Annotated in this window: 17 protein-coding genes and 1 pseudogene; 9 read left to right on the top strand and 9 right to left on the bottom strand. The window is 47.8% G+C overall.

The features are described 5' to 3' along the window. Window positions 1-225 precede the first annotated feature (225 nt). Window positions 226-1,008: an oxalate:formate antiporter gene (locus ACOZB4_RS27745; RefSeq protein ID WP_379412706.1), complete on the bottom strand. Its 783-nt coding sequence runs from the start codon at window positions 1,006-1,008 to the stop codon at window positions 226-228. Window positions 1,009-1,135: 127 nt separating this feature from the next. Then, window positions 1,136-2,083, bottom strand: a complete 948-nt coding sequence (locus ACOZB4_RS27750) for a helix-turn-helix transcriptional regulator (RefSeq protein ID WP_379412708.1) — start codon at window positions 2,081-2,083, stop codon at window positions 1,136-1,138. A gap of 111 nt (window positions 2,084-2,194) precedes the next feature. Here ACOZB4_RS27750 and ACOZB4_RS27755 point away from each other — a divergent pair, with 111 nt between their 5' ends. The 3 genes from ACOZB4_RS27755 (at window position 2,195) to ACOZB4_RS27765 (ending at window position 4,026) form a co-directional block, all read left to right on the top strand. Continuing rightward, entirely contained in the window at window positions 2,195-2,683 is a 489-nt protein-coding gene (locus ACOZB4_RS27755) for a DinB family protein (RefSeq protein ID WP_379412710.1), read from the top strand. Window positions 2,684-2,724: 41 nt separating this feature from the next. Then, window positions 2,725-3,213 carry a helix-hairpin-helix domain-containing protein gene (locus tag ACOZB4_RS27760; RefSeq protein ID WP_379412713.1) on the top strand — a complete coding sequence of 163 codons (489 nt, stop codon included), beginning with the start codon at window positions 2,725-2,727 and terminating at the stop codon, window positions 3,211-3,213. A 144-nt stretch (window positions 3,214-3,357) separates the two neighbouring features. Further along, window positions 3,358-4,026, top strand: coding sequence for a DUF4097 family beta strand repeat-containing protein (locus tag ACOZB4_RS27765; RefSeq protein ID WP_076322868.1), 669 nt, complete (start codon window positions 3,358-3,360; stop codon window positions 4,024-4,026). Window positions 4,027-4,187: 161 nt separating this feature from the next. Here ACOZB4_RS27765 and ACOZB4_RS27770 read toward each other — a convergent pair whose 3' ends face one another. The 3 genes and pseudogenes from ACOZB4_RS27770 to ACOZB4_RS27780 all read right to left on the bottom strand — a co-directional run bounded on the left by ACOZB4_RS27770 (window position 4,188) and on the right by ACOZB4_RS27780 (window position 6,551). Further along, on the bottom strand, window positions 4,188-5,639 hold the full coding sequence (locus ACOZB4_RS27770) for an erythromycin esterase family protein (RefSeq protein WP_379412717.1): 1,452 nt from the start codon (window positions 5,637-5,639) through the stop codon (window positions 4,188-4,190). A gap of 164 nt (window positions 5,640-5,803) precedes the next feature. Beyond that, window positions 5,804-6,001: a helix-turn-helix transcriptional regulator gene (locus ACOZB4_RS27775; protein ID WP_009594955.1), complete on the bottom strand. Its 198-nt coding sequence runs from the start codon at window positions 5,999-6,001 to the stop codon at window positions 5,804-5,806. 23 nt (window positions 6,002-6,024) lie between these two features. Beyond that, window positions 6,025-6,551 (bottom strand): annotated as a pseudogene (locus ACOZB4_RS27780) (DUF6773 family protein). Window positions 6,552-7,027: 476 nt separating this feature from the next. Between ACOZB4_RS27780 and ACOZB4_RS27785 the strand changes: the two are divergent. Further along, complete coding sequence (locus ACOZB4_RS27785) at window positions 7,028-7,867, top strand: putative RNA methyltransferase (protein ID WP_379412955.1); 840 nt, start codon at window positions 7,028-7,030, stop codon at window positions 7,865-7,867. Window positions 7,868-7,978: 111 nt separating this feature from the next. Beyond that, entirely contained in the window at window positions 7,979-8,404 is a 426-nt protein-coding gene (locus ACOZB4_RS27790; protein ID WP_076322870.1) for a VOC family protein, read from the top strand. Window positions 8,405-8,489: 85 nt separating this feature from the next. On the opposite strand, the gene ACOZB4_RS27795 is transcribed toward ACOZB4_RS27790, so the two are convergent. Further along, the gene (locus ACOZB4_RS27795) at window positions 8,490-9,539 is read right to left on the bottom strand and encodes an S-layer homology domain-containing protein (RefSeq protein WP_379412722.1); all 1,050 of its coding nucleotides are present in this window, start codon (window positions 9,537-9,539) and stop codon (window positions 8,490-8,492) included. A gap of 379 nt (window positions 9,540-9,918) precedes the next feature. On the opposite strand from ACOZB4_RS27795, the gene ACOZB4_RS27800 reads away from it, so the two are divergent. Beyond that, window positions 9,919-10,833 carry a hypothetical protein gene (locus ACOZB4_RS27800; RefSeq protein WP_379412724.1) on the top strand — a complete coding sequence of 305 codons (915 nt, stop codon included), beginning with the start codon at window positions 9,919-9,921 and terminating at the stop codon, window positions 10,831-10,833. A gap of 383 nt (window positions 10,834-11,216) precedes the next feature. Further along, on the top strand, window positions 11,217-11,759 hold the full coding sequence (locus ACOZB4_RS27805; protein WP_379412728.1) for an alpha/beta hydrolase: 543 nt from the start codon (window positions 11,217-11,219) through the stop codon (window positions 11,757-11,759). A gap of 463 nt (window positions 11,760-12,222) precedes the next feature. Here the strand turns inward: ACOZB4_RS27805 and ACOZB4_RS27810 are convergent, their stop codons facing one another. From ACOZB4_RS27810 to ACOZB4_RS27820, 3 genes are all read right to left on the bottom strand, one after another. Continuing rightward, a complete protein-coding gene (locus tag ACOZB4_RS27810; RefSeq protein ID WP_076322874.1) occupies window positions 12,223-14,043 on the bottom strand; it encodes an ABC transporter substrate-binding protein in 1,821 nt (606 codons plus the stop codon). Window positions 14,044-14,122: 79 nt separating this feature from the next. Further along, a complete protein-coding gene (locus ACOZB4_RS27815) occupies window positions 14,123-15,631 on the bottom strand; it encodes an ABC transporter permease (protein WP_339271063.1) in 1,509 nt (502 codons plus the stop codon). Window positions 15,632-15,644: 13 nt separating this feature from the next. After that, window positions 15,645-17,087, bottom strand: coding sequence for an ABC transporter permease (locus tag ACOZB4_RS27820; RefSeq protein WP_339271065.1), 1,443 nt, complete (start codon window positions 17,085-17,087; stop codon window positions 15,645-15,647). Window positions 17,088-17,234: 147 nt separating this feature from the next. On the opposite strand from ACOZB4_RS27820, the gene ACOZB4_RS27825 reads away from it, so the two are divergent. Both ACOZB4_RS27825 and ACOZB4_RS27830 read left to right on the top strand, forming a co-directional pair. After that, window positions 17,235-18,977: a dipeptide ABC transporter ATP-binding protein gene (locus ACOZB4_RS27825; protein WP_379412734.1), complete on the top strand. Its 1,743-nt coding sequence runs from the start codon at window positions 17,235-17,237 to the stop codon at window positions 18,975-18,977. 348 nt (window positions 18,978-19,325) lie between these two features. Continuing rightward, a complete protein-coding gene (locus ACOZB4_RS27830; protein WP_076322878.1) occupies window positions 19,326-19,961 on the top strand; it encodes an SGNH/GDSL hydrolase family protein in 636 nt (211 codons plus the stop codon). Window positions 19,962-20,126: the final 165 nt, after the last annotated feature.

Below are 20,126 nucleotides of genomic sequence, written 5' to 3' on the forward strand. Positions count from 1 at the left end.
CGACCGGGGGTTCAGGAAGGCTTATAGCTATGAGTAAAAATCCCTTGAACATCATGATAAGATGATAGCCGGTTAGAGGGCCGCATCATCAAGATCAAGGAGGACAAGGAAATGGATAAAAGCAGTCTAGCACATACACGATGGAACTACGATTCTGATTGAAACGCAGCGTTGGGTATATCAGCCGCTATTCTTATATTGAACGATTATTCGATAGAACTATCGTTACATTTCTTCGTATACCTTTTCTAAATACTTAATGGATACTTGTTGTGCCTCAGATTTTATTTGTATATCGCTTTCATATCCTCGTCTTAGATTTACATATAATGATATCGTATGCTTGATCGCGTTATAGCAACTTTCTTTTTCATGAAGAGCAATTGTTTTTCCCAGTTCCTCGATAAGTTCAGGAGCATGTCTTTCAATTTTCCGTACCCCATTTGGAAGTGAATTGTGTTGCATTAAAATTAATGGACCAATAACAGCCTCTCTAACAAATGAAAGAAGACTGATGACTTCGAATAACTCTCCTCTGCCGAGTTTAGTAGCACCATAATGTATCCAAACCCAGAAACGGTCTTCAATCCATTGAAGATCAGGGGAAGGATAAGAAAACTTGATTTCATTCAGAAGCTGTTCCAAAGAGGAACTCCGTTGCCATACCACAACAGGCTTTTCTACTCCATCCTTTATTTCTTCGATCGTTACAAATTTAAAATCAACATGAAGAGGGCCATGGTACAAGCCAATGAGTAACCGTGGCTCACCTACATGTTCACCAGTAAACCCGGATAAAAGGTGACCAAATTCACCAACGATTTGCAGTCTATTCATCATAATGTCCGTTTTAAAGGTTGGATCATAGACAAGAATCAAATCAAGATCGCTAAACTGATCCATCGTATTAGTTCTCATTGACCCCCCAGCAAGTACACCTACAAATCGTTCGTCATCTTTTATCTTCTTTGTAAGATTTTGAATAAACTCTTCATGTTGTTTTAACATGCTTATCACTCCTGAAATTTGACCTGTTAAAAATAGGTATTACGCCATCGTAACATAATTGATGAATCATATTCAATATTGATTTTCTAATCGAAAGTGTTTGAATAATCCATAAGGTTGGCTGCCTCTAATCGTATTTCGCCATCATCTCTGTGAGTATCCCCTTAATGCGATTCACCAGCTCCTGCGGCTCCTTCACGGTGGCTTCATTTCCTAATCCGATAAAAAATTTAGCAAAATACAAAAGCTCGCTCGCAGGGACATTCTGATCGAGCCGTCCGCTTCCATCCGGCCGCATGTCAATGAGGGGAACAGGACACAATTCGGATTCACAGCGCTGAACGCCTTCCCGGCTCAGATCAACCACCATCCGGACATAGACCGATTTCTCTGCCCCGTATTCCCTCCAATTGCCCAGATGGATATGGCGGTTATCCCGCGGCTCGATTCCGGTTGTATCATAGGCCACGGACTTCATGCGGTCACAGCGGAACAGGCGAAAATCATCGCGCAGAAAACAATAAGCGGGACAATACCAGTAGCCATTGCTTGCATAAATGCCCACGGGCTGGATACTTCGCTCGGCATAGCCTTCCCTGCTCTCGTATAACACCGTAACGACCCGCTGGTCGACGGCGGCATCCAGAAGAACGCCGAGAGATTCAACCTTCTGCTGCCTTGTATGCGTCAAAAAATCCACCCGGTTCTTCATCTGGTCAATCCGGTCGCGCACATCCCCGGGCATGTAATAATAAAATTTTTGAAGTGCGGTAGAGGACTCGGCTTCAAAGGGAAGAAATAGATAGTGACGCAGGGCGTGGCTGGCAAAAAACATCGCGACGGCTTCTTCCTCGCTAAAAGCGATTGGCGGAAGAATTCGTTCCTTCAGAACCTGATATCCGCCGTGCGGTCCTACCTCGGAATAGAGTGGAACGCCCAGCTCGCTTAGCTCCTGCAGGTCCCGCAAGATCGTGCGAGAGGACACGCCGAATTGATCGGCCAATTCCCTTACCGTGAATTTCCGCATCCGGTTCACGGTCATCATCAGCTCCATGAGACGTTTGGATTTGGACATAAGATCAGCTCCGTATCGTTTGATGACTATGACAATAGTTGTCACCATTATACGCTATACTGGCTGTAGAACCCAGAGACCCCTTATAACTAAAAAATGGAGTGATGAAACGTGAGTCAATTGAATGAAATGAAGCAGTTGTTATTTGAGGAACTGGAGCTTATCGTTAGAACCAGTTCGAATCTGATCGGCAAAATTTCGCCAGAACACTGGGATTACAGACCTGCCCACAATATGAGGTCGCTTCAGGAGCTGGTTTACCATCTCGTTTCGGTACCTGCTACCGATTTATTGATTCTGCAAGAGAAGAGTGAAGCGGAGATCCGGGAGCTGGAGGCAAGCATTGCTGGAGACGGCGTAGACAAGGACAAGCTGATTTCCTGGATGACGAAAGGACTTGCGGATGTAAAGTCATACATGAATGGGTTGACGGATGAAGAATTTATGCAAAAGAAAACTAAACCTTTCTATTTGGAGCACGGTTCAACGCAAGCCAAGTGGCTGATTGAAATCGTCACGCATGCCCAGCATCATCGGGCGCAAATGTTCAATTACCTGAAAGCCCAGGGCTATGAAGTGAGCATGTTCGATTTATATTAAACTGCGGGTGCAGGATGATTGAGGCGAAAGGATGGTAAAGGATGCAGCGGCATGTACTGGGAAAATCGCCGAAGCTTCCGTTAACCGAAGAAGAGCGAGCGAAGCTGCGGTCAAACAAAATGAAGCTTATCGATATTGCGCACATGGATATCGAGTTATTGTCTGGCGTGCTTGGCATTTCGGATAGCCGTGCACAATATGTCCGGGGGCTGGCGCAGTTTCAGACGGTTCCTTCGATCGGACCGAAAGTGGCTGAACGCGTAGTCAAGATGGGATATTACGCATTGGAAGAAATCAAGAATGAAGACGCCGCCGCGTTAACCGACCGGATGGAGGCAAGCAGCGGATTCTGGGAGGATCCTTGCGTAGAGGATGCATTTCGCTGCATTGTTCATCATGCCAATCATCCGGAAAGCGGGAAGAGCTGGCATGATTTCAGCGAAGAGCGTAAGCAATTTAGGGAGGAGCACGGATACCCTACAACCCGTCCGACACGATCGTGGTACGACAACAAATATGGACAATCATAGGGTCCATACCTTGACCTATCGGGAGGCACTGCCACAAGGCGGTGTCTTTTTCCTGTCTTTTACCAGAATTGAAAAATCACTTGAAAGTGACGCAACGTCATCTTGTACAATGGTTTCAAAGTTGAAAAGGGGTGTCAGAAAGATATGAAACGATACGCAGCTGCAATTCTATGTGTCCTATGCGTGTTATTGCTCAGTGCATGCAATTCCACGGATGAAGAGGAGGCTCTTCAACGCGTAACGCTTGAGGAGGTTGAAGTGCTGGAGATTGACCATGGCAGCACGACCTTGTTCGTCGAGACAGCGAATGTGGAAGCATTGGAAGTTTCGCTGCTCAGAAACACCAAGTCCGCTGGGGCTGTTGTTGATCAGGATGGCAATCGGGTAAAGATTCGTTTAGATAACGACATCACGCGGATGTTGAATATCGGCAGGATGCCGCAGCTTAGCGTGAGAATTCCTGCGGATTATGCCGGGAAGGTCGTAATTGACGGTTCTTCCGGCAAAGTAACGGGAACAGGGTTGCAAAATCATAGCCTCGAGGTGAAGGGAAAAAGCGGGAATATCTCACTTGCGTTCACCCGTTTGAATAACGATGTGGAGGTATCGGCGACAAGTGGAAACGTGAACATCCAGCTGGATGAAGAAACGCCTGATGTGACATGGATGCTGCAATCCGGAAGCGGACATCGGTCCATTGCCGTTCTGCTCCAGGACAGGAAGGAGAGCAATCGGAAGACGGAAGGGCGATCCGGTCATGGCAAGCATGAGGTGAAGCTCAAAACCTCCTCGGGGAACATCTCGATAAAATAATCATGCAAGAACAGAGCTTAAGAAAAAAAACAAGCATCCCCGTACTCGTCCTTTGCAAGAGTTCACAGCTTTTACGACTCTTGAAGCAGACCCTAAGAGGATGCTTGGCATGTTAACCTATTCAAGTTTTTTATATAACAAAGAAGAATGATAGCACTTATTTATTCTTCAGCAGGTACAGAAGCCTTGGATGAAGCGGAGGATCTCATATATTGCGGCGGGTTTACGTCATCAATAAGCAGAATACCATCGTATTGATCACGGGCAATCAGACTTTCGGGGATCATGCCCCAGCTGTAGGCAAAACGCGGCTCGAACATCCAGGAGTTACCCGCCTCACGCTTCTGGTATCGCAAATCAACGAAGGTATACGGCGCACCCGCGGCCGACAGGATCGATTCAATGGAGCCTGGTTCTGCCGGCAGAACGTCATGCACATTGCCCATATTATCTGCGGTTTGTCCGCTGGCTGGATACAAGCCGAGTACGTAACTGTATTTTTTCATTTCGTCCGAGAGTTTTTCTCCCATTAGAGTAACCGGATATGGCGTACCCATGACCTCGGTTTGAGCCTTACGGATGTGGTCGTTATGTCCCCAGACGATGAATTTCTCCGTTGGATAGACTTCGGTAGCCAGCCACATGAGATTATCGTGCATCGCCTGATCCCGCCATTCCATCGATTCCAGGAACGGTGCATAATCCCCGCTTTCCATGCCGAGGGTTGATTTAATGGAGAGCTCCACATACTCCCGGGCTACCCGAATCCGGTCGTTCAAACTTCTTTCAAGCAGCAAGGACAGCTTGGGGTTATCCGGATATAGCTGCTTCAAATGAGCCTCGTTTGTCTCCATCTTTAAGGATTTTATAGCATCCTTGTATATTTGGATCAGCTGACTTTTCTCTTTGCGATAAGCGGCAAGATCCGTACCAAGAGAGTAGTCTGACAATTTCTTCTCAGCTTCCGCAAGGCGCTTAGCCATGGCCTGATCCTGCAGCCATTGCCCATCCAACAGTGGGTGCTGCAGCTGCATGTCAAAACCGGTCAGCACGAGCGGCTGCTTGCTCTTTTGTGCTGTTTTCATGTAGTCGAACAACGGCAAAACTTCCTTGGACCACCAGACACCGAAGATGGAATCCTTCATGGTCGACTCGGGGCTCTGTTGTCCTGTTTTACCATATGCCAAAGAAGTATTGCTGAGTCCGCTTTCGAAGGCAATCACGTTATAGCCCATTTCCTGATGCAGGAACTGGATTAAACGGGTCTTGGCCAGATTGAACTCGGCAACGCCGTGGGAGCTCTCGCCGAGGAACACAAAACGTTTATCTTGCAGTAATGGTTTTAGCATGGCCAGATCCTTATATTGGTTTGGACCGTCCGCTGTGTCGGCGGGCTGAATCGTATCCAATCGGTATACGTGGTCTTTAGCCCAGTCCTCCCACTCGGCAATCTTTTCGTCAGAGGTTCGGGCCGTTTTCACTTCTGTAACCTGACCTTGGATGGGTTCCGGGGTGGAAGCGTAAATTTTTCCGGCAGGGATTAGGGATGTCCCCACAAGGGAAGCAGTGAGCAGAAACACGATAAATGCTTTTCTAGCGTTATGTAGCGGCATGCAGGATCACTCCTTATAAGATGATTAGTTGTATGATTCTCTAATTGAATGGACGTATAGCAAAAAAAGATATTGTCATGATTACCTTGGGGAACGCAGCATCACCTCCTTAACATAGACATAGTTACCGTGATTTTGCTGGAGAACTGCACAGCTGCACAGCCTTAGTCCTCTTCCCAGAACAGATCATTCAGAGTACGAGAGAGCGCCTTGCATATGGCAACGCACAGACTGAGGGACGGATTGTATTTTCCAAGCTCGATCAGACCGATGGTCTGCCTGGAGACGCCAACAATCTGGGCCAGTTCTTCTTGCGATAGATCCTTCTCAACCCGGGCCATCTTTAGTTTGATATTTTTCATGCGAAAATCACCTGATACCCTTTCTACGAGTCGAACGGATCGTTCTGCGACATTTTCTGGCTTACCTTGTTGGCACCATAGTGGATCACCAAATTCACTCCTACAAAGAGCGGGATATAGATGATCAGTGAGACGAAGAAAACGATAAAGAAGTATTTATCTCGGTCGCACTGCTGTCATTGCCAAACAGAATCGCGCTGCGGATACCGAAATAAAGAGCAAGTGCGACACCGATAATGAGTCCCCATATCGCTGTACGCTTACTGAATGAAACTTTGCTTCGCTGGTTATGGACCTCCACTTCATCCGAATAAATTCCCATCGCCACGCTGCGGATGCCGAAATATATGCTTCCTCCCAGCATGATCAGCATTTCCAGCCATACGGATTCCGTTCGGGGCAGCGCAAAAGATTTAATAATGACGGAAATGCTGCAAATGATCATGATCAAGGTATACACCTCTTTATATAACTTGTTCTTCAGATTGACGATACGCTCATCCTCAACCGTGCTCTTCTTGAACCAATTCACACACATCATTCCTTCCATTTTGGTTAACAATCGTTCCTGAGATTTCTTGATACATGGATTGTAATAGTATTTACGTCTTTTTGCAATATATATATGTCATTTTGATTTTAATATTAGTCAATTTGGGAAATGAAAGTATATTCATCCTCGGGTAAACATCATACCGCAAAGGGCTGCCTTTTTCTTGATATATTTTGCTAAGCTGCACATTAGGTTTACAACACTTCTCAGCGTGTTACAATTGGAATTGGGCAGTTCTCTTGCCCGAATTGATTGATACTAGGAGTGTGTTCGTTCTCATGATCCATTTCATTCGCTTACGATAATGTGAGGTACAGATTCAAGTAGGCTCGGCCCTTTTTTTTGTGAGTGCGGCTTGAGTTTATTTTTCTGTGCCTTTTTCATTGCGTATGATCGAATGAAAGGGTGATTTTACTGTGTCCAGAAATGAAAGGTTATTAAAAAAAGCACAATGGCTATCGATGCATGAGAAGATGTTTAAATGCCCGATTTGCGGCAGTTCTATGAAGGTTCAACAGCTGGCAAGCTTGGTGTGCGAGAAGCTCCATAGCTATGATATATCCAGACAGGGGTACGTCAACCTGCTATCCCATAGAGCCAAAACTAAATATGATAAGGCCTTGTTTGAGGCACGAAAAATGATTAACAGCAGCGGGTTCTTTGGCCCGATGATTGAAGGAATTTCGAATCGTCTGATCCGGATGCAGAAACAGAAACTGTCGGAATCTGGCAGGCCTCTGAGACTGCTCGATGCAGGATGCGGGGAAGGCTCCCATCTCTCGGCAATTGGACATAACCTACAGGAGCAGGGGCATGAGCCTAACGTTATTGGTGTGGGCATGGATATTGCCAAAGAGGGAGTTGTATTGGCTGCCAAGACATATTCGGATCCTATGTGGTGCGTGGCTGACCTGTCTCAGTGCCCGTTTGCAGACGAACAGTTTAATTACATTTTGAATATTCTGTCTCCTTCCAATTATTCGGAGTTCAGGCGACTGCTTACGAGTGACGGAATGTTGGTGAAGGTAATTCCGGGGAGCCTGTATTTGCAGGAGCTTCGAGCTTTGTTCTATACAGGTACAGGTAAAGAGACGTATTCCAATGACGGCACCATGGAGCTGTTCAGCCGTCACTTTGAACGGATCGAGTTCGAAGAAATTCGGTATCGCGTCGTTCTGGATTCCGAGCAGATGAAGCAATTGATTCATATGACGCCGCTATCCTGGAGCGTTTCGTCTGAGGTTATTGAACGGATGTCAGGTGGAGAGATGGAGATAACCGCCGACTTCACACTTCTGTATGGATGGAAATAAGGCAGGTATTTTTCCAGCCTTGAATTTCCGTCATATTTTGCTAAAGTGGCCACAGTGGGAGATAATAGGAGTTATCTTTGATAATATGAAAAAAAGGTGGTTAACGATCACATGACACTTCGAATGAATCCGTATCTCTTTATGGATGGGAACGCTAAGGAAGCTATTCAATTCTATGAGAAGGCTTTGGACGCCAAAGTCGTCATGGTTCAGACTTTCGGCGAGATGCCGGCTAACCCGGACTTTCCGCTGCCGGAGAGCGCGCGGGATCGGGTATCCCACGCAAATCTTATCGTCGGAGAGACGGTTTTGATGTTATCCGATACGTTTCCCGGGCAACCGGTCCAATCCAGCAATCAGGTCCAGATCTGCATCATGACCGATGCAGCCGAGCGTGCAAAGCAGGTATATGAAGCACTGCGGGAGGGCGGGAAGGTGGTTATGCCGCTGCAGGAAACCTTCTGGAGCCCGGCCTACGGGATCGTTGAGGACAAATATGGCGTAAATTGGAATATCTCAACCGAAGTTGAAGCGTAGAAGTAGATTCTATACCTAATAAAAAGGGCACTGACGATTTGCCGTCAGGGCCCTTTTTCGCTTATAGCAAATCCAGTTTCCTAAATTACGCCCGCGTTCCATCCCACCACTTATAGTAGATGTGGATATGCCCGGCGGGGCTTGCCACTAGCGGATCGATAACGAGTGTCTTGCCGCTTACCTTCAACTCGATCACCTTCTTGTTTTTCTCGGCGGAGTCTATCTTCGCGAGGAAGGAGGAATCGACTTGGAATCCATACAGTTGGAGGAGCTCGATCAGCATGCTGCGCTGCGTTTTATCGGTGGCATTGGATAGCGCGATTCCGCTGAACTGCATAATCTGCGGCTCGAATTGAACGGACACGGCATAATCCGTTTCGCCGGTTTGCTTCGTGCTGGTCATGACAATTTTGTTCAACCCGTCGTCATAGATGCGGTATCCGCTGTAGTTCGAGAATACCTTCTGACGAATCACGAGATACATCTCATCCCGGTACACATCCCAAGGCGTTGGCAGCTTCGGAAGCATGGCCTCCGCACTTGGCACGGTAGGACGATCGTACAGGTTCGACATTCCACGATCGGTCAGGTTTTTGATCAGCTGAAGCACTTCGGCGCGCGTGATGGTGCCGCTGCCTACATACCCTTCAATCGTATTTTCGCCCTTAATCCGGCCCTGCGCGTACTTTTTGCCCAGAACATATTGAACCGCTTGATTTCCATCGTAGTTCACGCCATCGGCGCTGGATATCAGCTCGGCCACATGGCCCCGCGTTATGTATTGGCTCCGCTTGGTTTTGTCAGTGAATCCGTGTACAGGATAGTTCTTGAAGTGCAGAAAATGATAATATTTATCCGACCATAGTTCGGTCAAATAGTTCTCCTGCAGGTCTTTGCCTGTGATGCCGACAACCAGCATGCGGATGAATTCGGCCTCGGTCACATTCTGATTGGGCATGAACATTCCGTTGGCATAGCCGTTGACAATCCCTTTGTCGACGCCCCATTCGATGGTCGTTTTTGCCCAGTGGTTATCGATATCCCGAAACGTAACCCCGGCGGAAGCGCTGCCAGCCCCAACGAATAAAGAGACAACCAGGAGTATAGGCGCACATAGTGTCCTGAACTTCAACATCTGCAATCCTCCATCTATAATTTGCTGAAATACTACAAAATACATTGTATAAGTCTGTTTTTCGAGCGGTCAAGCGTCTGGAAGTGGTTCTTGCCAAAGATGGGCTGTTATAACTAGCTAACTAACTTAAGCGATACTTAGCGACTACAGGACTAAGGAAGTGCATAAATCCTCCACTTTGAAATATGGAATAATGAAAGAAAGACATGTTTTTCGCGAAGGAGCTAGGAAATGGAGTATACTGTACTGTGAAATATTCGAGCACGGAATAAGAAGGCTATAGTTTAAAAGTTAGGGGTTCGTAATTCCTATTGGAAGATACCAAGTCATTAGGTAAAATATCCCTTGTTTACTATCTATAGAAGAGAGGCGAAATTCAATGAGATTGGTGCGGAAATCCTTATTGACCCTATGCAGCCTTTTGCTTGCAGTCTCGGTCCTGATTCCGCAAACAACGGTTCACGCAGCGGGTCAGAAATGGATGAATCAAGTATGGAGCGAGTATCAATCGTATAACAAGAAGACCGTAAATGCATATAACACTTATCAGAAGCAAGCAGATAAGAAATATCAGCAATTTTATGATGAAAGTCATGCTTCCCTGGATCAGCTGGAGAAAAAAGTGCTGGAGGATCAAAAGCTGTGGGATGAGAAGCTTCAAGCTGATTTGGATCAACTGAAGCTGAAGTATGAAGGAAACCGCGACTTAAAGGATAAGCTGACACAATATGAACGGTTTATCAATCCGAGTTATTTGAACAGTCCGATGTGGAAGTATGCGAATGCTGCAAACCGGCATTATTTGAATAGCACGCTCTGGAAGCTGAGCAAAGAAATGAACGAGGATTATTTGAACAGCTTGATGTGGACCTATAAGAAGACGATCAATCCGGGTTATTTGAACAGCTCCGCGTGGAAATTTAACAAAACGGTCAGTGAGACTTATTTGAATAGCCCGATGTGGAAGCTAAGGAACGGGTCAAGCACGTCGTATTTGAACAGTCCGATGTGGAAGTACAAGCACGGAAAAATCAGCAAGGCAACAGCCAAGAGCCAATACAGCAAGCTGTTTAAAGAGCAAACAACCGCGATATCCAAGAGCAACGCCGCAAGAAAATCCGAAATTGAGAAAATGGCAAGCGGCACGCAGAAGAAGATAGGCGAGCTTTACAAGGAAACCGTGATTACCCTTGAGACACGACGCGAAGAGGCACTGAAGAGCATCTCCGACCTGCGGATCGAAATCACCGGAGAAGGCTTGCAATGGGAAGCGCTGCTTGTGGAGAGACCGTAATATTATTTTATTGTTAACAAGGGAAGAGCTGCCCTACTGGTCTGAACATGACCAGAGGGCAGTTTTTGTTTTTGTAAAAATGAAAACAAGAAAATGCAGGATATTCTTTGACTTTGACTGCTTTTTCAAATAATTCCGCGCTGTGAGCGAGGAACTGTGCGGCTGATAGAGAAACCAATCTTCGATGGTTTGATTATAAGCAACAGTAACCTAGGGGTATCTTCATCTCCATGTGATGAGGGCATGTAAAGGGTATCCGATTCCGGCTAAATGTCAGCAAATGAAAAGAAGTCCAGCACTCTACTATCGGTTACCCTAGATTGGTAGACATTCTGTTGAGATATGTCCATACCCTTAAGCAAAGATCGGGAAGGAGACTAAACATGAAAAAACAAGTTTTGTTCATCCATAGTGCCGGCCCTCAAGGTATACACCAAGGCAGCTGTGACTTAATCGCAGATCTAAAAGAACAGCTCGGGGAAGTTTATCATGTCTCATCCCCGGCCATGCCGGATCCGGATTACGCTCTGTGGAAAGCGCAAATCACCAATGAAATCAATGCATTGAATGGAGAGGTGCTGCTCGTAGGTCATTCCTTAGGCGGCTCCGTGCTACTGAAATATCTTTCGGAAGAAGACTGCCAGCTAACCATCTCGGGACTGTTCTTGATCGCAGCCCCCTACTGGGGCAAAGACGATGATTGGCAGAGTGAAGATTTTAGATTGCCTGATTCTTTCGCCACCATGCTGCCTCGCATATCCAGTCTGTACCTGTACCACAGCCGCCAAGATCCCGTGGTGCCTTTCGCCCACGCTCAGCACTACGTGAAGCAACTCCCCCAAGCTGTCACCCGGGTATACGAGGGTGACGATCACTACTTCCGCGAGGGCTTGCCCGAGCTTGTAGATGATATCAAGCGTATATAATCCAAGACTTCAATCTTCGTCTGTTCAGCCACCCCTGTATATGTTAATTACAGGGGGCGGCTTCCTCCTCCCTTCCCCCTTCTAAAAGAGGACGACATAGCTGCGTTGCGGCTATCATTCGTCCCTTTTTATGGCTAATGTGAGATGTATCGAAGCATGAGCTAACAACGGACTACTTAAGGTAGTGCTCCAGCGGAGAAGGCGGAATGATTCTGGAGAAGCGAAGCGGTCTCCTTTGCCCCCGGATTTCTACATTAGACTATTCATTCATAGAAATCTGGGGGCAACAGAGATCGGAAGAATCATCCGCATGCGGAGCGATGAAAAAAAACAGCCGGAGCGATGCAAAGGGTCTACCTGCGGACATAGCAATGCTATGGGAGCCATAATTTTAAGGTGGCGCATATAAAGCTCGCATCAAAAAAGACGACATCAGCTTTTCGCTAATGTCGTCCTCTTTTTTTTACTTGCTCGCTTTATATGCGCTCAAGTATTCCTTCACCTTCGCCGGATCGGCAACCAGCTCGTTGCCGGTTTTAACGATTGGGCTGACGGTGGAGTAAGCTTTAATTTTGTTGTTGTTGTAGTAAGTCAGGATTTCATCCTGGTTGATGGAGTAGAGCACCGCTCTTCTCAGATCATCGCTTGTTGCCACATCACGGTTTTTCGTGTTGAACAGCAAGTAGGATACAGCGTTGCTTTCGATGGTTTGCAGCTTCAGCTTACTGTCGCCTTTAACCACATCGTATTTCGTTTCAGGCACACCGTAGTACAGGTGAATTTCGCCGCTGCGCAGTGCGGAGAGCGTGCTGTCCGCATCTTTGATAAAGCGAACTTTCACTTGCTCGATTTTCGGTTCGTGCTCGGTGCCCTTCATGTAGCCAGGGTTTTTGTAGAAGGTCGCTTCATAGTCATTTTTGGAAGACAGAATGTAAGGACCGCTGGCATACAGCGTGTTGTTGTATTTGTCGCCTTCGGTTACCGTGTTTTGGTCGCCGTAAGGGATGTCTTTGTTCACATCGAATTTCTCAACATCATATGTGTTGATGGATTCCACTTGTTTCTTCGATACGATACCGGCCGATTGGTGAGCCAGGTAGTTCAACACTTGCGGGAACGGCTCGGTGGTCGTCAATTTAATGACTTGGTATTTACCATCTTTCGTGCTTGCTTGATTCTTGTCGTCGACGAGGGAAGTGATCTTGGTATCCAAACCAGCTTCCAGTGCATCCTTGATGCTTTCGCTGCCACCGGACACTTTAGTGTTCTCCAGTGCGCTCAGATCGGTTACAGCTTCAACCGTGTTGATATGCTCGTGAAGCGTGTAGGTGCGATGATCAGGTACCGAATTTTTGTCTTTGGCTCTGTTCATGGAGAAGATGACATCGTCAGCGCCTACGCGCTCGCCGGAATCTTCAGCCTTTTTATTTGTGATTTTAGCAAAGTCAATATCGTCTCTAAGAATGAAGTAGTACTCCGAGTTGCCTTCGCCAATGGCATGGTTATAAGACAGCGATCCTTCGGATGTGATCTTGTCATCATCGGTCAGGTTGATCAGACGTACGTTCATGTTGGTGTTGATGATATTGATGGAACCATCGTTACCCTTGATTGGATCAAGAGAAGTCAGTTCAGAGATCGATTGGGACAGAATCAGCGGCTGCGTAGCACGCTTGGATTGGTCTTTGAAATCAACAGCTTCCCAAGGAAGGGAACGGGATTTCGAGAGACGGACGGAGTTTTCGTCCAGCACATCCTTGTTGAACGCTTGGCTCTTCAGGGAAATGTACAATGGCGCGATGTAAGCTTTGTCCGTAACGAGACGCTGTTCAAGCTGTTTGTAGGTTTCGGCAGCGTCCTCAGGCGTTTGTGTTGCCGCTTGGTCGATCAGTTTGTCCACTTCTTCGTCGGACATGATGCTGTAGTCGCCGCCCGTTTTGAACAAGGAACGTACAGCGTAGTCAGGGTTACCCGTAACGGTTGTCCAGCTGGACAGCGCGATGTCGTAATTTCCGGCATCTTGCTGTGCCTTGTAGCTGCCGTAATCCGGCTGCAGATTCAGCTTCACGTTGAAGCCGTTCTTTGTGAGCTGGTCGCGAATGATGTTGACATCGGATTCGTTAGAGCTCATGCCAAGCAGTTCAATATTTACAGCGGATGTATCTGTAGCTGTATCCGATGGTTCTTGCTGATTTTGCTGTGCATCATCTTTGGTTGTTACGTTGCATCCAGCCAGTACAATGACTAGCGAGAGGAACAGTAACAGCAAGGAACTCTTTTTCATTTGTGATACCCTCCTGAGTTGTATATATATAAAATACTTTTGAAACCATTAGTTAGTGTGCCATGGGCACTGAAGCTCATTAATCCAGCTTAGGATCTAGGGCATCCCGCAGTCCGTCGCCAAGGAAGTTGAAGGACAGGACAAGCGCGATGATCGCGAGACCCGGATAAATGGCCAAGTAGGAATGTGTCTCAAGATACGTGCTTCCGATCTTAAGGATATTACCCCATTCCGGGATGTGCGGCTCAACGCCGAGACCCAGATAACTCAAGCTGCTCGTCGAGATGACGGCTGCACCAATGGTTAGCGTAGATTTGACAATCATGGGTGCAAGCGAGTTTGGAACAATATGCTTGAATATAATCGAAAAATTGCTCGAGCCGAAAGCTCTGGCCGCATCAACGTATTCAAAGGTAGAGGCCAGGAGCACATTCGCCCTCATGGTTCTCGCATATGTCGGGATAGCCCCTACGCTGAGTGCCAGGATGAGGTTGATGGTGTTGGCTCCGAATGCAGCAATGATCGCAATGGCGAGTAAGATACCCGGAATGGCGTACAGCACATCCAGCAAACGCATGATGATGTTATCGGTATGGCGGCCATAGTAGCCGGAGATGGCACCGAGAACACCGCCGATGACAACCGGGATCGCTGTAGAGGCAAATCCGACGATCAGCGAGATTCGCGCCCCGAACACAATTCGGGAGAACAAATCCCGGCCGAAGTTGTCCGTACCGAAGGGGTACACAAGGCTTGGCGGCTGCAGGATGGCACTGTAGTTGTTATCAATTGCGATGCTGTAATCGAAAGTAAACAGACTGCTTACTGACAGACAGAACAGGAAGATCACAAAGAACAGTCCGGACATGGCCGTGGAGTTAGCGGTAAGCTTCACCCACACGTCGCCCCAGCGAGTCATCGCCGGATTGCCGTTCTTGCGTATCTTCGCTAGCAGGTTGATGCCGAGCACCAGGGCAAAAATATTACCCGTCACTGCAGTCAGAATGACCGGAAAGGCAAGCCAGGCCATTTTGGGATGTGCATAATTCGTTGTTACATATCGGGCAACGAGTATAAGCGCGACCAGTTGAATGACTGCAATAATCAGAAGCGCGGCCATCGCCGGCAGGAATGTATTCGAGACGTAAGGCTTGAACAGATTCAGTGCCGATACCGCGATAACAAAGAGCTGGGTTAACAGCATGTAGACGGCAATCGTATATTCAGGAGGCTTCTGTTTTTTAATCAGATTGAAACCGAACGTGACGGTAAACAGATTTCCTGTGACGATGCTCAGCAGCTGAATGTATCCCAGGATCCTCGTCGAGCGCCGGATTTCTCCCTGGCTTTGAAGGTCTCTTCGGATCAACAGCGTGATGATGATCTGAATGATGGTAAACAATGCATATACCGCAAAGGCGGTGAACACCCACGGTTTGATGGTTCCCCCAGTGAAATCAAAGCTGTTCAGAAGCAGGATCACCGTTAAGGTCAAAGAAATAACCCATGTGAAGCTGGCTTGACTGTACTCGTGTGAGGATTTCAGCTGGTGTTTGGTTTCTTGTTTAGAAAGAAGCTTCTTGATCATGAGTACACCTGCTTTAGTATTGTTTCATCTTGGACCTGATCCGTGGATCGAAGAACGCGTACAAGATATCAATGATGACGTTCACCAGCGATATGGTAATGGCGGTGTATACCACGCCGCCCATAATGGCCGGGATGTCAGGGATGAATTGTTTATCGACGATGTAGCTGCCGATACCGCTGATGTTGAACACCTTCTCTGTAACGGCAGAGCCGCCAAGCATCCCGCCGAACTGAAGTCCAATGACGGTAATGATCGGAATGATGGCGTTGCGGACAGCATGCTTCATCAGGATGGTGCCCTTGCTGAGCCCCTTCGCTCTGGCTGTGATCATGTAATCTTCATTAATAACCTCCAGAGTAGAGGAGCGCGTCATTCTCGCTACCGAAGCAGTAAGTCCTGTGCCGAGCACAATCACCGGCATGATCATGGACAACCAGTTCTCCGGATTAAAGGTGGCGGGCAGCCAATGCAGCTTGATCGAGAAATTCAGGATGAAGATCAGTCCCTGCCAGAAGTTCGGAATGGACAGCCCGAGCAGAGCCACGAACATAAAGGTATAGTCAAAGAATGAATTCGGTCTCGTAGCCGAGATAATCCCGATTGGCAATGCGATCGCAATCGCAATGATCAGGGAAATGACCGTGAGCGTCAGTGTGATCGGGAACTTTCTGGCGATGCTTGAGGTGATCTCTTCGTTGCCAGAGAAGGATTTGCCAAGATCGAAATAGGCGATTCCTTTAATATTGTTCCACAGCTGCGCCAGGTACCCTTGGTCTAGACCGTGCATTTTGTTAAAAGCCGCGATCTGTTCCGGCGTTGCCGTCTCGCCCAGGATGTTGGCTGCAGGGTTGAACGGCGACAAGTGGAGAATCGTAAAGACGAGCACGGCTACCCCAAAGATAACGAAGACCGTCATCACGAGTCTCTCCATAATATATTTCAGGTAAGGATTGCTGTACAAAAAAATAAGGATGTACATCAGCAAGCCTGGAATAAGTGATATAATGAAGAACAACGGATTCTCGATGAGAGAACCAAACGTATCCGCCATGGTCAACCGTTTCCGGTTGTTCAGCTTCAGTTCCTTGGCAGTCCGTTCCTTAAGGACTTCATGGAATCTTGCTTCTACGATCTTGTCGACTTCCTGCCGGAGCTGACCCTCATTGACTTTTTGCTTGAAAAAGTCGTGTTTGCGTTTCTGCTGCTCCATAATCTCGGAGCGAAGGGCCTCCAGATATCCGGCAGCCAGCATCTCGCTGCGTATGCGGTTCTCCGCCGCTGTGTAGTCATCCTTCTTTCTCTGAACCAAATAAAATAGGAAGACCACGAGATTCACGGGCGCTCCCAATAATAATAGTAAGTATCTATAAGAAGGATTCAGAAGGATCTTACTGTATGTGCTGCTTATCAAACCTATGAGTCTGTTTGGTCTTGCTGCTTCTGTCCCCCCCATAAGCTGCCTTTCCTCCTTGTTTCAAATTGCATTATTCCGAGTGATATAGTATATTTTATTTTAGCCTATTTTAAAAGTCAATAGATTATAAGAGTTGTAGATGATATTCCTTTAATGACATAAACGCATAATGGCAGGTGAGCAGAGTTGGAACCGATATTGCAGGTTAAAAATTTGAGTGTAGCCTTTCAATCCCGTGATTCAGAATTTCACGCGGTGCGTGGGGTCAGCTTTGAAGTGAAGAAAGGGGAAACGCTCGGGATCGTTGGGGAATCCGGGAGCGGCAAAAGCGTCACCGCACGCTCGATCATGCGGCTGCTGCCGTCCCCGCCCTCTTATATGAAGGATGGGGAGATCCTGTTCCTTGGCCAGAACCTGGCGGAGAAAACCGAGAAAGAGATGGAGAGCATCCGCGGACGCGATATCGGGATGATTTTTCAGGACCCGATGACCTCGCTTAATCCGACTATCCGAATCGGGGAACAAATATCGGAGAGCCTGGTTAAACACCAGAAGCTGTCCAAGCAGGAAGCGAAGAAGCAGGCGCTTGAGATGCTGAAGCTGGTCGGCATACCGAACAGCGAAGCGCGCTATAATCAATATCCGCACGAGTTCTCGGGCGGCATGCGGCAGCGGGTCATGATCGCCATCGCGCTGGCGTGCAGACCTGCGCTGCTGATTGCGGATGAACCTACAACGGCGCTTGACGTAACGATTCAGGCCCAGATCCTTAATCTGATGAAAAATATGCAGGAGCGCTTCGGTTCTTCCATTATATTGATCACGCATGATCTCGGCGTTGTTGCGGGCATGTGCGACCGCGTGGCGGTGATGAAGGACGGCATGATCGTGGAGACGGGCACGACGGAGGAAATCTTCGAGAATCCTCAGCATCCTTATACCTTAAAGCTGTTAAACGCGCTTCCGCGTCTGGATGAGAAGAAGAAAGTTAAGCCGGCTCCGATCATCGTGCCAAGCACGGATTACAAGGGACCTCTGTTAGAGGTTAAATCCTTGAAGCAGTATTTTGATATGGGTAAAGGAAATGTGCTTAAAGCGGTGAATGATATCAGCTTTCATATTCAGGCTGGGGAAACACTTGGAGTCGTCGGGGAATCCGGCAGCGGAAAATCGACGACGGGACGAGCCATCCTTCGCCTTCACCAGCCAACAGGCGGAGAAGTGCTGTATCAGGGAATGTCTGTGAATCGTCTTTCTCCTTCGGAAATGAAGGCCATGCGGCGCCATATGCAGATGATTTTCCAGGATCCGTATGCTTCGCTCAACCCGAGATTGAAGGTGGTGGACATTATCGGCGAAGCGCTGGATGTTCACAAATTGACTGGCAGTAAACAGGAGCGGAAGAAACGGGTCGAGGAGCTGCTGGATATGGTAGGATTGGATCCGGCCTATGCCACGCGTTATCCGCATGAGTTCTCCGGCGGTCAACGCCAGCGGATCGGGATTGCCCGGGCGCTTGCAGTGGAGCCGAAATTCATCGTGTGCGATGAGCCGCTCTCCGCGCTCGACGTGTCGATTCAATCGCAGATCGTGAAGCTGCTGGAGGAACTGCAGCATCGTCTGGGCTTGACCTATCTGTTTATTGCGCATGACCTGTCGATGGTGAAGCATATCAGCGACCGCGTTGCTGTTATGTATATGGGCAAAATCGTAGAGCTGGCTGAAAGTGAAGAGCTGTACTCCAATCCGCAGCATGATTATACGAAGTCCTTACTCGCGGCGATTCCGGTACCCGATCCGAAGATCGAATCCAAGAAGAAACGGGTACTGCTGGAAGAACGCACCGGAGAGGACAAGTATAATCTCGAGCATTCGGAGCTTGTGGAAGTATCGGAAGGCCACTGGGTGGCTATGCCAACCGGAGCCTAACGAACAATAATAGAACCTGTCCCGACCGGAGTCGGGGCAGGTTTTTTGTTGAATAAGGAGTATGAAGTTCAGAAGTTTACCGTCTTGATCTCGCCAAAAAAACTTTCGCCAATAACTTCCGCTAGAAACGGTCTGTCTTCTGGGAAAGTACGCCCGATCAACTTTGTTCTCATTCAATGGACATGCCAAAAAATTCGCTCATAAATCGACGATTTGCGTGGTACATAAAAAAGGAATTGAGCCCTGAACGGCAAATATTTAAATGTTAGGAAGCGTTCTCACGAGAAATGAGCCTACGAATTTCCAATTGTACGTACATTAGCAACATACCGATAAGGAGGAAGTGGAATGAATCGTTTGCAGCAAGGGGATGTCGTATTATTTCAAGGGGATAGTATTACGGATTGCGGTCGTGACCGGAACTTTTCTGGCAGCTTGGGTAACGGCTACCCGCTATTGATTGACTCGTTGTTCGGCATGAAATTTCCTGAGTTAAACGTAACCTTTTTGAATAGAGGGATCAGTGGAAACCGGGTCGTTGACTTGAATGACAGATGGCAGGAGGATTGCCTGGACCTGAAACCGGACTGGGTATCCATCTATATCGGAATCAATGACACTTGGCGCCGATATGATAGCGGTGACCCGACAAGCACCGAGGATTACAAAGCTGGCTACCGTCGATTGATCGAACGCACCAAAGGGGCGCTGGACGCCAAGTTGATTCTGGTTGAACCGTTCGTGCTGCCGCATCCGGAGGATCGCAGAGTTTGGCGCGAGGATCTGGATCCGAAAATCACGGCGGTTCGCGAATTGGCGGTAGAATACGGGGCGCTTCTAGTGCCGCTGGACGGATTGTTCGCTGCGGCGTCGGTGCGCCGCGAAGCTGCTTTCTGGGCGCCGGACGGCGTGCATCCGTCGCCGGCCGGACACGGCCTGATCGCGAAGGCTTGGCTTGAAACGATGGGCGTTCGTTTGGATTAATTCATTTATCAGCGAAAAGCGGAATGCAAGATGAACGATAAGCTTGATGCGCTGATCGATCAAGATGAGAAAAGAGCTCGGGCGTGAATCACTGCCTTTCGAGCTCTTTTTTTAATCATGCATTAAAGCGAGAAAATAAAGGTTGACGCCTCCCGTTAAATCCTA

Origin of the sequence: Paenibacillus sp. NPDC058898 (assembly GCF_049316025.1) — a bacterium.
Classification (GTDB): Bacteria; Bacillota; Bacilli; order Paenibacillales; family Paenibacillaceae; genus Paenibacillus_AQ.